The sequence below is a fragment of the Nonomuraea sp. NPDC059194 genome (assembly GCF_042754765.1).
Classification (GTDB): domain Bacteria; phylum Actinomycetota; class Actinomycetes; order Streptosporangiales; family Streptosporangiaceae; genus Nonomuraea.
The window spans coordinates 117,162-129,248 of the sequence record NZ_JBHZBH010000009.1 but is presented as its reverse complement, the minus strand read 5'-3'; the positions used below and the strand labels follow the sequence as shown (position 1 = coordinate 129,248).

Here is a 12,087-nt window from a genome sequence, read left to right as displayed (position 1 = left end):
ACCGTCGCAAGCATGGACCATCGTGAGAGGGTCACCCTCACCGGCGCCCAGGAGACCCTGCTCGCCACCCTGTACGGCAGGGCGCTCGACGCCCGCTCCCGCCGCCCGGTCCTGGGCGACGACCAGGCCGTCGACGCGGTGCGGCGCATCGACTACGACTTCCGCAGGACCGGCATGACCGCGACCACCGCCGCGGGCGTCGCGCTGCGGGCCAGGCAGCTCGACGAGTGGCTCCGGCAGTTCCTCGCGGCGCACTCCTCGGCGACCGTGCTGCACCTGGCGTGCGGCCTCGACACCAGGGCGCACCGGGTCGCCAGGCCCGCCACGGTCAGGTGGGTGGACGTGGACTTCCCCGAGGTGATCGCGTTGCGCGAGCGGCTGCTGCCGACGCCGGACGGCGACTACACGCAACTGGCGGCCTCGGTGACGGAGGAGGGGTGGCTGGAGCGGGTTCCCGCCGACCGGCCCACGGTGGCGGTGTTCGAGGGGCTGACGATGTATCTGCGTCCTGAGGACGGCCGGCGGCTCATCGAGCGGATCACGGGGCGGTTCCCCTCCGGGGAGCTGCTGTTCGACGTGTACGGGACGGCGGGGATCAGGATGCAGAAGCTCGTGCCCACGCTGAGGAGGACGGGCGCGCGGCTGTACTGGGGGGTGGACGACCCGCGGATGATCGAGGGGTGGCACGACGGGCTGGTGTGCACGGACGCGCTGCGCAGCGTCGACATGCCGGGCGTGGACCGGCTGCCGATGGCGGGCAGGGCGCAGCTGTGGGTGGTCGCGCGGATCCCCGGCCTGCGCGACGTGGGCAAGATCCTGCGGTTCCGCTTCTAGACCTGGCCGTGGGTGTTCCGCGCCCGCGCCGCGTCAGGCGGCGAAGACCTGGGAGTCGTCGGCGAACGCCTTGAACTCCAGGGCGTTGCCCGCCGGGTCGAGCAGGAACATCGTCCACTGCTCGCCGGTCTGCCCCTCGAAGCGTACATACGGTTCGATGACGAACGCGATGTCCGCCGCGCGCAGCCGGTCGGCGAGCCGGTGGAACTCCGGGATCGTCAGGATCAGGCCGAAGTGCGGCACCGGGACGTCATGGCCGTCGACCGGGTTGTGGATCCGCTGGGCGCCTCCCGGCGCCAGATGCGTGACGAACTGGTGGCCGTGCAGGTTCCAGTCCACCCAGGTGTCGGCGCTGCGGCCCTGCTCAAGCCCGAGCACCTCGCCGTAGAAGCGGCGCGCGGCGGCCAGGTCGTCGACCGGCACGGCCAGGTGGAATCGCGGGATCGGGGAGTCGAGAACGGTCACGGGTCCGCCTTCCTGAACGCGGGCCCGGGCACAGCACCCGGAACCCGGATGTCGGAACGTTGACACTACGCGTGTGATATAATCAACGTGTGGTTCAGTATAGCGACTACCTTCACGACACCTACCTCACGGAGGTCTCCACGCCCGTCGCGCACGTGGCACGGCAGGACGGCGGGGACGCGTGGATCGCGGTGCGGCGCAACATCTTCCATCCCCAGGGCGGCGGCCAGCCCGCCGACCGTGGATGGCTGGGGGAGGCGGAGGTCGTCCCGTTCAGGGACGCCGCGAGCGGGCTGGTGATGGTGCGGGCCCGCGAGGGCGACGGGCTGGCGGGGCTCGCCGAGGGCGACGTCGTCCAGGCGCGCGTCGACGCCGGCCTGCGCCTGCTGCACGCCGCCCTGCACACCGCGGGGCACCTCGTCGAGGCGGCGGGCCGTACCGAGGGATGGGCCCTGGCCGGAAGCATCCACTTCCCCGGCCAGGCCCGCATCGAGTTCACCCCTCCCGAGGAGGGCGTGGACCTGTCCGATCCCGAGGACAGGGACAAGGCCGCCGACCGGCTGAGCGCGTTCGTGGCCGCGATGGTGGCCGACGACCTGCCGGTCACCGCGGACCACGACGCCGCGGGCCTGCGCATCGTACGGCTCGGCGACGTGCACGCCGCCCCCTGCGGCGGGACACACGTGCGCAGCCTCGGTGACCTGGCCGAGGTGACGATCTCCGGGGTGAAGGTGAAGAAGGGCCGCGTCAAGGTCTCCTACACCGCCTCCCACAGGCCGCGCGGATGAGCACCGCCGACAGGGACAGGCGACCGGCCAGCGGCGCCGCCGCCGCGGCCGGCGCGCAGGTCCAGCGCCGCCGCCTGCAACGCGGGATGAGCCAGGCCGAGCTGGCCAGACGGACGGGGCTGAGCAAGGCCACGCTGTCGCAGTTGGAGGCGGGCACCGGCAATCCCACCATCGACACCCTCGACGCCATCGCCGTCGCCCTCGCGATCCCGCTCACCGACCTGCTGACGCGCGAGGGCGGCCACGGCACCCTGCACCTGCCGGCCACCGCCGCCGCGGCGGACGGGCCGACCAGGGAACTGCTGCGCCGGATCAGCGGCGGCCACAGCCTGGAGCTGTGGCGGCTGCGCCTGCCCCCGCACACCTGCGTCGACGGGGTGCCCCACGCCCCTGGCACGACCGAGCACCTCCTGGTCGCCTCGGGGCGGCTCATGGCGGGCCCGGCCGACGACCTGCGCCCGCTCGGGGCGGGTGACCTGCTGGCCTTCGCGGGAGACGCCCCGCACCGCTACCAGACCGATGACACTCCCGCCGACGTGACGGTCGTCATCGCCTCGCCCGCCATCGGCTGACGGCCGCCTGGAGCGCCAGGCGTCGCGCACCCGGCTCGCCCGGCCGTTTTCGTCGGCGACCTCTCCTAGAGTGGCCCGGTGACTTCCCCCGAGCGCGGTCCCCAGGCAACCGACGTGCTGCGGCGCGTCTTCGGCTACGACTCCTTCAGGGAGGGGCAGCAGGAGATCATCGACCACGTCGTCGCCGGCGGCGACGCGCTGGTGCTCATGCCGACCGGTGGCGGCAAGTCACTGTGCTACCAGATCCCCGCTCTGGTACGGCAGGGCACGGGCGTGGTCGTCTCCCCGCTGATCGCGCTCATGCAGGACCAGGTCGACGCGCTGACCGCGGCGGGCGTCAGGGCCGGGTTCCTCAACTCCACGCAGGAGCAGCAGGAGCGGGCCGCGGTCGAGCAGGCGTTCGTGGCGGGCGAGCTCGACCTGCTCTACCTCGCGCCCGAGCGACTGCGCTCGGAGCAGACGCTGCGGCTGCTGGCCGCGGGCTCCATCTCGCTGTTCGCGATCGACGAGGCCCACTGTGTGGCGCAGTGGGGCCACGACTTCAGGCCCGACTACCTCGCGCTGTCCACGCTGCACGAGCGCTGGCCCGACGTGCCGCGCATCGCGCTGACGGCGACCGCCACCCCCGAGACGCACAAGGAGATCACCACCAGGCTCGGCCTGGAGCGGGCGCGTCACTTCGTGGCCAGCTTCGACCGCCCCAACATCCAGTACCGGATCGAGCCGAAGAACGAGCCGAAGCGCCAGTTGCTGCGGCTGATCCGCGCCGAGCACGACGGGGACGCCGGCATCGTCTACTGCCTCTCGCGCGCCTCGGTGGAGAAGGTCGCCGCGTTCCTGCAGGAGAACGGCGTGGGCGCGCTGCCGTACCACGCGGGGCTCGACGCCCGCACCCGCGCCGCCCACCAGGCCCGCTTCCTGCGCGAAGACGGCATGGTCATGGTGGCGACGATCGCGTTCGGCATGGGCATCGACAAGCCTGACGTCCGCTTCGTCGCCCACCTCGACCTGCCCAAGTCCGTCGAGGGCTACTACCAGGAGACCGGCAGGGCGGGGCGCGACGGGCAGCCGGCCACCGCGTGGCTCGCCTACGGCCTGCAGGATGTCGTGCAGCAGCGCCGCATGATCGACACCTCCGAGGGCGACGACGCCCACCGGCGGAGGCAGTCCGGGCACCTCGACGCCATGCTCGCGCTGTGTGAGACGGCCGAGTGCCGCAGGTTGCGCCTGCTGGCCTACTTCGGGCAGGAGGGTGCGCCGTGCGGCAACTGCGACACCTGCCTGACCCCGCCGCAGACCTGGGACGGCACGGTCGCGGCCCAGAAACTGCTGTCGACCGTGCTACGGCTGCAGCGCGAGCGCGGCCAGCGCTTCGGGGCGGGGCAGTTGATCGACATCCTGCTCGGCAAGAAGACCGACAAGGTGCTGCAGTTCGACCACGCGTCGCTGACGGTGTTCGGCATCGGCACCGAGCTGAGCGAGACGCAGTGGCGCGGGGTGGTGCGGCAGTCGCTGGCGCTCGGGATGCTGGCCGTCGAGGGCGACTACGGCACCCTGGCCCTCACCGAGGCGGCCGCGCCGGTGCTGCGTGGTGAGCGGCAGGTGATGCTGCGCCACGACCCGGTGGCCAGGAAGGCCGACAGGCCGGCCAAGTCCGCCCGCCAGGCGGACGTCGCCGAGCTGCCCGCCGAGGCGCAGCCGCTGTTCGAGCTGCTGCGCGCGTGGCGCGGGGCGACGGCCAAGGAGCAGGGTGTGCCCGCCTACGTCATCTTCCACGACGCCACGCTGCGGGAGATCGCCGCGCGGCGTCCCGGGTCGCTGGCGGAGCTGTCGGAGGTCTCGGGGGTGGGGGAGAGCAAGCTGGCCAAGTACGGCGAGCAGGTCCTCGCCGCCCTGGCCGAGGCCGAGTGACCTTCGGGATCTTCGCGCCCGAGTGGCTTCGGACCCTGCGTGGCTTCGGCCGCGGGTGGCCTTGGGGTTCGGTGGCCTTCGTGCTCGGATGGACTTCGGAAGTGGACTTCGGCGCGGAGGCGGGCGGGCCGCTCCAGGGGGCGACCCGGTGCGGCGAAGTGCGGGCGCGGGGACCGACGCGCAGGGGACACGGTGGTCGGTCCCCTGCGGCGGCTGGCGGGTCTCAGCGGGTGCGGTCCATGAGGGAGGTGAACAGCGCTCGCAGCTCGCCGGCTTCGGGGAAGGCCCGGTCGAGGATGTCGAGCGCGCGGGCGGCATGGTCGGCCGCCATGGCGAGGGTGGTGGTCCTGCCTCCGGCCGCCTCGATGAGGTCGGCGGCCAGCCGTACCGACTCCTCGTCGTCGGCGCCGCAGGCCAGCAGCGCCGACAGCTCGCGGCCGGCCGCGGCGTCGGAGGCGAGCGCGGCCAGCACCGGCAGTGTCTTCTTCCTGCGGCGCAGGTCGCTGAAGACGGGCTTGCCGGTGTGGGAGGGGTCGCCCCAGATGCCGAGCACGTCGTCCACCATCTGGAAGGCCAGGCCCAGCTCACGGCCCATGTCGTGCGCCCGCGCGGCCAGCGGTTCCGGCGCGCCCGCCAGTGTGACGCCGAGGGCGGCGGCGCAGGCCAGCAGTGAGCCGGTCTTGTCGGCGGCCATGCCGGTGTACTCCTGCACGCTCACCGCGCCGGGGCCGGTCCACGGTCGTTCCTCGAACGCCATGTCCTGCGTCTGGCCGTGCACGAGCCGTACCAGCGCGGACGACAGGTGTCCCGTGGCGGCCGCGGCGTGCGGACCGGTCGCCGCCGACCTGATCGCCAGCGCCAGCAGCGCGTCTCCGGCCAGGATCGCAGGCCCCACGCCGTAGGCCTTCCACACGGCGGGCTTGTGCCTGCGGCGCTCGTCGCTGTCGATGATGTCGTCGTGGACGAGTGAGAAGGCGTGCACGAGTTCCACCGCGACGGCGCCGGGCACGGCTGTCTCGAGCGTGCCGCCCGCCGCCTGCGCGCACAGCATCGCCAGCGCGGGGCGCAGCCCCTTGCCCGCGTCGCCGTCGATCGGGGTGCCGTCGACGTCGGACCAGCCCAGGGAGAAGGCGGCCATTCGCTCGCCCCACGGGTGGAGATCGGCCACCGCCGCGCGCATCGCGGGTTGGAGGAGCTCACGGCACCGGGACAGGGTGTCGGCAGGAAGCACGAGGTCAGCCATCGGTCCTCCGACGACGGGCGGGATGCCATGCGTTGCCATCGATCTCCAACCTTGATCAGTAACGGGCGATCATGTGATACTCCACGCGAACCATTACGAAGATTGCGAAGTAGGAGTAAATGTCGACCGCCCGCCCGGCGCGCGACTTGGTGATTATGTCCTCTACACGGTGGATATCTCCAGGTTTGTACCAGCTTATGACACAGTCTTCGCCCTCGACCTCACCGTCCCGGGGTGGCCGAGGCTCATGCTGAGCGCCGCCGCGTCGCGGGCCGTCACGCGCTCGCGCACCCTCGAACACCACCTCGGCCGCTTCGGCATCTCGGATATCTGGGGAGAGTTGTGAGCAACATCGCCTTCGCGGCGCGTGAACTGGTCGACGGGCTCATGGCCAGGCCATGGGGACAGATGACCGCCTCCGTCTACGAGACCGGTCGCCTGGTCACGCTCACCCCCTGGCTGGCGGGCCACGACGAGCGGGTGGCCTACCTGCTGCGTACCCAGCGGTCCGGCGGCACCTGGGGCGGGCGCGACGGCTACGACCTGGTGCCCACGCTCAGCGCGGTCGAGGCGCTGCTGTCCGAGCGCCGCCGTTCGTCCCGCCCCGACCTGTCCGCCGCCGTCGAGCGCGGAGTGCAGGCCCTTCAGGTACGGCTGCGCGCCGCGGCCGACCTGCCCGATCTGCCGGCCATCGAGCTCATCGTGCCTTCCCTCGTCTCGCTGATCAACGAGCACCTGGACGGGACGGGCGAGCCGCTGCCGCTGCCGTTCGGGATGGACCACGAGCGGCTGGAGGCGGTGCGGGGCTGGGCGGCCTCGGGCGCCGAGCTGCCGGAGAAGCTGCTGCACGCGCTGGAGATCGTGGGACCGGCGGCGCGGGGCGCGCACGTCCAGCCCACCGTGATCGGCACGATCGGCGCCTCTCCCGCCGCCACCGCCGCCTGGCTCGCCGCCACCGTCCCCGCTCCCACCGCGTCTACTCCGAGCGCCGGGTCCACCGCGAGCGCCGGGGCGACCGTGCTCACGGGGTCCGCGGCGCTCACGGGGTCCGCGGCGCTCACGGGGTCCGCGGCGCTCACGGGGCCTACCATGCCGATCGGATTCACCGGGACGGGTGGGACTGGTCCCGGCGGGGCGACAGGCGCCGTGGTGCTTGAGGATCCAAGGGCGACCGGAGCGATCGGGGCCGCCGGGGGGACCATGGCGACTGGGGCTAGCGCGGCGAGCGGGGCTACCGCGGCGACCGGGGCCACCGGGGGCGGCCTCCTGTCCGGCGATCCGGGGCCCGCGTCTGCCGACCCTGGGTCCATGGCTGGTGACCTCGGGTCCATGACCGGGGGTGGCATGGTGGCCGTGCGGCATCTGGAGGCGGTCGCCAGGAGGCACGGGGGCCCGGTCCCGGTCGGGTTGCCGATCACGGTCTTCGAGCGCGGCTGGGTGCTGAGCTGGCTGGCCAGGGCGGGCATCGAGCTGGACGTCCCGCCGGAGATGGTCGCCGACCTGCGGGCGGCCATCGGTCCCTCGGGCACCCCCGCGGGCGTGGGCCTGCCGGCCGACGCCGACACGACCTCGGTCGCCCTGTACGCGCTGGCTCTGCTCGGCGCGCCGTACGAGCCGGGCAGCCTGCTCGCCTTCGACACGGGCGCCCACTTCTGCACCTGGCAGGGCGAGGACGGCCGTTCGCTGAGCGTCAACGCCCACGTGCTTGACGCTTTCGGGAAATATGTGGACTGCCATCCCGAGGCCGGGGACCGTTATCGCCCGGTGATGGCACGGCTGGCGCAATGGCTGCAGGACAGGCAGCGTGCTGACGGTTGCTGGGAGGACCGCTGGCACGCCTCGCCGTACTATGCGACCGCGGCCTGCGCGCTGGCCCTCGACGAGTACGGCGGGCCGGCGGCCACGGACGCGGTCCGCGCGGCGGCGGCGTGGGTGCTCGACACCCAGCAGCCGGACGGCTCGTGGGGGAGGTGGCAGGGCAGCCCCGAGGAGACCGCCTACGCGCTGCAGGTCCTGCTGCAGACCTCCGCCGCCGACGATCCGCGCCTTCCCGAGGCGGCGGCCGCGGGCTACGTGTTCCTGCGCGATGCCGACCTCGACGACCAGCCCGCGCTCTGGATCGACAAGGACCTCTACACGCCGCAGGCGGTGGTCAGGGCGGCGGCGCTGGCCGCCCTCCACGTGGCCGAAGGCGACCCGAGACTGGCCGTCCTGCGCCGCTAAATGCTATTAAATCCGACAATTGTGATTTATGTAGATAGTTGAAGGCTTGAGTGAAGTATGCGGCGTTGCTAGGGTGTCCGGAGTGTTGGGGCGCTGGGTACCTGATTGCCCTTTAGCGAATATCTTCCCCGGGTGTGCATATGCGCTGGCGTAATTCGCGATTGCGGACCAAGGTAGCCGCCCTCCTCCTCTCCCTGGCAGCTGTCTGGGCCTTCGCCGCCTGGGTGACCCTCCGCGAGGGCGCGAACCTGCTCTGGGCCGCCACACTCGACGGCGCCGTCGTCGCCTCCGGTGACCCCCTGCTGGTCGAGCTCCAGCGCGAGCGCCGGTTGTCGCTCACCCACCTGGGCGACGGCGGGAGCGCGGGGGAGCAGGCGCTGCGCGCCCAGCGCGGCAGGACCGACGCAGCCGCGACCGCCTTCGTCGGGCGGGCGGGCTCCCCGAGCGTCGCGTTCGCCGCCTCCGACGCCCTCGACCTGCGCCTGGAGCAGGTGTTCGCCCGCCTCGAAGGGCTGCAGGAGGCCCGCGCGGCCCTCGACACCGGCCACCTCGACCGTGCCCGCGCCTTCGGCGCCTACACCGGCGTCATCGATACGTTGCACCGGGCCTACGACGCGCTGGCCACCCTCGACGACCAGCAGACGGCCAGGGACGCCGGCACCCTCGTCGAACTGCGCAGGGCCGTCGAGCTCATCGCCCAGGAGGACGCGTTCGCCGCCGGCGCGCTGGCCGCGGGCGGGCTGAGCGTCGTAGAGCGCGGACAGTTCGCGCAGCTCGTCGGCGCCCAGCGCTTCGCCCGCGCCGAGGCCGCGGCCGTACTGCCCGACGCCGACCGGCGTGGCTACGACCTCGTCGCCGCCACCGCCTTCACCCGCCTCGGCCGGCTCGAGGACCAGCTCATCCAGGGGAGCGCTCCGGTCGGCTCAGGGAACTGGCGCTCCAGCATCGAGCCGGTGCTCGCAGGGCTCGACGCGAACGTGCGGCAGGCCCGCGCCGGCCTCGTCGAGCGGGCCACCCCCGTCGCGCGCGCTGTGATCGTCAGGCTCGCGCTGGTGGGCGGGGTCGGCCTGGTCGCGGTCATCGCCTCGATCGTGCTGTCGGTCAGTACGGCCAGAGCCGTCCGGGCCCAGCTCACGAAGCCGCGCGAGGCCGCGCACGAGCAGCCGGAGCGGCGGCTGCCCGGCGTCGAACGCATCGGCCGTAGCGAGGAGGCCGACCCCGCCGTAGAGGCGCCGCCCCTGACGTTCGGCGACGACCAGAGCGGCCAGCTCAGCGCGATCGGCCAGATCGGGGAGATCGGCGACGTCGGTGAGATCGGTCGGGCAGTCACCACGGTCCAGGAGAGCACGGTCACGATGGCGGTCGAGCAGGCGGAGCTGCGCCGCGGCATCGGCGAGATCCTGCTCAACCTGGCCCGCAGGACGCAAGGCCTGGTGCACAGGCAGCTGACCGTCCTCGACGAGATGGAGCGCAGGGAGCACAAGCCGGAGGAACTGCGCGACCTGTTCAGGCTCGACCACCTGGCCACCCGCATGCGGCGCAACGCCGAGAACCTGATCGTCCTGTCGGGCTCCTCGCCTGGCCGTACCTGGCTCAGGTCCGTGCCCATGCTCGACGTGGTGCGCGGCGCGCTGGCCGAGGTCGAGGACTTCACCCGCGTCCAGCTGCGGCCCATGGGCGAGGTGACGCTGGCGGGCAAGGCCGTGGGCGACGTCGTCCACCTGCTGGCCGAGCTGATCGAGAACGCCGTGTCCTTCTCGCCGCCCTACGCCACGGTGCAGGTCAGGGGGCAGATGGTCGTCAGCGGCTACGAGATCGAGATCGAGGACCGCGGCCTCGGCATGACGCGGGAGGACCTGGAGGCGGCCAACAGGCGCATCGCCGAGCCGTCCGCGTTCGGGCTCTCCGGTACGGCGCGGCTCGGGCTCTACGTGGTCGCCAGGCTAGCCGAGCGGCATGACGTCAGGGTGCGGCTGCGAGCCTCGCCGTACGGCGGGGTCACGGTCGTGGTGCTGGTCCCGCTGCAGCTGATCGGCCTCGAGCCCGGGCCGGAGGATGCCGGGTTGGAGAACAGCGGGCAGGGGGACGACCTCGGGTTCGCGGTGCTCGAAGACTTCGGGCGTAAGGAGCGCGAGGACGCGCCCTTGCCGGGCATCCCCGCACCCAGGTCCGCGCCGAACGGCCCGCTCGCCGGCAGGGTCACCGCGCCGCGACCCGTCCAGACGGCCGGGCAGCCGATCGCGCGGGCTCCGAGGCCCCTCCTGCCCGCCAGGCGAGCCCCCGACCCCACACCCCCTGAGCCCGCGCTCGAGCGAGCCGCGAGCCCGCCGGAAGACCACACGCCCGTGGTCTCAGACCCCGCGCGCCTTGAGGCCGCGCGAGTCGCGTGCCCGCTGGAAGACCCTGCGGTCGCGGAGCCGGTGCCTGCGGCGCCCGAACCGGCGCGGGTGCTGTCCGTGGGTTCGCTGGAAGGGGTTGCGCCTGAGGTGCCTGAGCCGGCGTTCACGCCGTCCGGCCTGCCGTTCCGCGTGCCCCAGGCCAACCTGGCGCCAGGGCTCACCGCCGAGCAGGCCGCTTCGCCGCATGAGCACGAACAAGACGAACGCTCGCCCGAGGAGATCCGCGCGATCATGGGCTCGTTCCAGTCGGGTACCCGCCTGGGCAGGACGCAGGCGGCCAAGCTGACCGAGGGAGAGGCGTGAGAGCAGGCCATACGACCGATCTGAACTGGCTTCTCGACGACCTGGCCGACCGTCTCAGGGAGGTCGAGCACGCGATCGTGCTCTCCTCCGACGGGCTGTTGATGGCCTCGTCGAGGGACCTGGACAGGACAGAGGGGGAGCACCTGTCGGCCGTCGCCTCGGGGCTGCAGAGCCTGGCAAGAGGCGTCAGCGAGCACGTCGGCGGCGGAGCCGTACGCCAGACGATCGTGGAGTGGCGATCCCGCTACCTCATCGTGACCGTCGCCGGCGAGGGGGCGTGCCTGGCGGTGCTCTGCCTGCAGGACTCCGACATCGGCCTGGTCGCCTACGAGATGGCCATGCTCGTGGCCAGGGTCGGCCAGTACCTCACCTCTCCGGCGCGTGGCGAGGCGGCCAGATGACGCAGGAGGAGTGGGTCGACCCCGAGATCGTCAGGCCGTACGTGGTGACGCGCGGCCGTACCGAACCAGTCAGGGGCTCCTTCGACCTGATCTCGATGGCCGCGGCCGTGGGCGACCCGCCGGGCCCGGACTCGGGCCTGGACCCTGAGCACCTGTCGATCGCCAGGCTCTGCCGCGAGCCGACGTCGGTGGCCGAGCTCGCCGCCACCCTCGACCTGCCCGCCGGCACGATCCGTGTGCTGCTGGGCGACCTGTTCGACCAGGGGTTCGTCACCGTGCAGGATCCCCGACCCGAGGTGGACATGCAAGACGAGAACATGTACAGGGCGGTGCTCGATGGTCTTCGGTCGCTCTGAGCGGCGGCGGCTGCCGACCGCCATCAAGATCCTGATCGCCGGCGGGTTCGGCGCGGGCAAGACGACCATGGTCGGCTCGGTCTCGGAGACCAGGCCGCTGCGGACCGAGGAGACGATGACCGACCGCTCGGCGGGCGTCGACGACACCTTCGGCGTGGAGGCCAAGCGCACCACGACGGTCGCCATGGACTTCGGCCGCATCACCATGGGCGACGACTACATGCTCTACCTGTTCGGCACGCCGGGGCAGGAGCGGTTCTGGTTCGTGTGGGACGAGCTGGCGCTGGGCGCGCTCGGGGCGGTCATCCTGGCCGACACCCGCCGCCTGGCCGACTGCTTCCCGTCCGTCGACTACTTCGAGCGGCGCGGCACGCCGTTCGTGGTGGCGGTCAACTGCTTCGAGGGCTCGCCGGTCTACGAGCTGGCCGAGGTACGGCTGGCGCTCGGCCTCGACGCCTCGATCCCGATGGTGCTGTGCGACGCCCGCAAGCGCGACTCCAGCCGCGAGGTGCTGATCACGCTGGTCGAGCATGCGATGAAGCTGCGCGCCCCGGTCGGGACCACCTCGTGACCATCGCCCGCTACCTTTGAT

11 protein-coding genes are annotated in these 12,087 nt (G+C 72.5%); 9 read left to right on the top strand and 2 right to left on the bottom strand.

Annotated elements, in window-relative coordinates:
- Nucleotides 1-12: 12 nt before the first annotated feature.
- Nucleotides 13-834 carry a class I SAM-dependent methyltransferase gene (locus ACFXJ8_RS14695; RefSeq protein ID WP_379644389.1) on the top strand — a complete coding sequence of 274 codons (822 nt, stop codon included), beginning with the start codon at nt 13-15 and terminating at the stop codon, nt 832-834.
- Nucleotides 835-867: 33 nt separating this feature from the next.
- Here ACFXJ8_RS14695 and ACFXJ8_RS14690 read toward each other — a convergent pair whose 3' ends face one another.
- Entirely contained in the window at nt 868-1,299 is a 432-nt protein-coding gene (locus ACFXJ8_RS14690) for a VOC family protein (RefSeq protein ID WP_379644388.1), read from the bottom strand.
- Between the two features lie 89 nt (nt 1,300-1,388).
- On the opposite strand from ACFXJ8_RS14690, the gene ACFXJ8_RS14685 reads away from it, so the two are divergent.
- The 3 genes from ACFXJ8_RS14685 (at nt 1,389) to recQ (ending at nt 4,570) form a co-directional block, all read left to right on the top strand.
- Nucleotides 1,389-2,087 carry a hypothetical protein gene (locus tag ACFXJ8_RS14685; protein ID WP_379644387.1) on the top strand — a complete coding sequence of 233 codons (699 nt, stop codon included), beginning with the start codon at nt 1,389-1,391 and terminating at the stop codon, nt 2,085-2,087.
- A complete protein-coding gene (locus ACFXJ8_RS14680) occupies nt 2,084-2,659 on the top strand; it encodes a helix-turn-helix domain-containing protein (protein ID WP_379644386.1) in 576 nt (191 codons plus the stop codon). Before ACFXJ8_RS14685 ends, ACFXJ8_RS14680 begins: the two co-directional genes overlap by 4 nt.
- A 78-nt stretch (nt 2,660-2,737) precedes the next feature.
- Nucleotides 2,738-4,570 carry a DNA helicase RecQ gene (gene recQ / locus ACFXJ8_RS14675; RefSeq protein WP_379644385.1) on the top strand — a complete coding sequence of 611 codons (1,833 nt, stop codon included), beginning with the start codon at nt 2,738-2,740 and terminating at the stop codon, nt 4,568-4,570.
- A gap of 223 nt (nt 4,571-4,793) precedes the next feature.
- On the opposite strand, the gene ACFXJ8_RS14670 is transcribed toward recQ, so the two are convergent.
- Nucleotides 4,794-5,813: a polyprenyl synthetase family protein gene (locus ACFXJ8_RS14670; RefSeq protein ID WP_379644384.1), complete on the bottom strand. Its 1,020-nt coding sequence runs from the start codon at nt 5,811-5,813 to the stop codon at nt 4,794-4,796.
- 342 nt (nt 5,814-6,155) lie between these two features.
- On the opposite strand from ACFXJ8_RS14670, the gene ACFXJ8_RS14665 reads away from it, so the two are divergent.
- The 5 genes from ACFXJ8_RS14665 to ACFXJ8_RS14645 all read left to right on the top strand — a co-directional run bounded on the left by ACFXJ8_RS14665 (nt 6,156) and on the right by ACFXJ8_RS14645 (nt 12,066).
- Complete coding sequence (locus ACFXJ8_RS14665) at nt 6,156-8,036, top strand: prenyltransferase/squalene oxidase repeat-containing protein (RefSeq protein ID WP_379644383.1); 1,881 nt, start codon at nt 6,156-6,158, stop codon at nt 8,034-8,036.
- A gap of 161 nt (nt 8,037-8,197) precedes the next feature.
- Complete coding sequence (locus ACFXJ8_RS14660) at nt 8,198-10,738, top strand: nitrate- and nitrite sensing domain-containing protein (protein WP_379644382.1); 2,541 nt, start codon at nt 8,198-8,200, stop codon at nt 10,736-10,738.
- A complete protein-coding gene (locus ACFXJ8_RS14655; RefSeq protein WP_379644381.1) occupies nt 10,735-11,139 on the top strand; it encodes a roadblock/LC7 domain-containing protein in 405 nt (134 codons plus the stop codon). Before ACFXJ8_RS14660 ends, ACFXJ8_RS14655 begins: the two co-directional genes overlap by 4 nt.
- Complete coding sequence (locus ACFXJ8_RS14650; protein WP_379644380.1) at nt 11,136-11,495, top strand: DUF742 domain-containing protein; 360 nt, start codon at nt 11,136-11,138, stop codon at nt 11,493-11,495. Before ACFXJ8_RS14655 ends, ACFXJ8_RS14650 begins: the two co-directional genes overlap by 4 nt.
- Nucleotides 11,476-12,066 (top strand): ATP/GTP-binding protein, encoded by a 591-nt coding sequence (locus ACFXJ8_RS14645; protein ID WP_379644379.1) that lies wholly within the window; start codon nt 11,476-11,478, stop codon nt 12,064-12,066. Before ACFXJ8_RS14650 ends, ACFXJ8_RS14645 begins: the two co-directional genes overlap by 20 nt.
- The last annotated feature ends 21 nt before the right edge of the window (nt 12,067-12,087 follow it).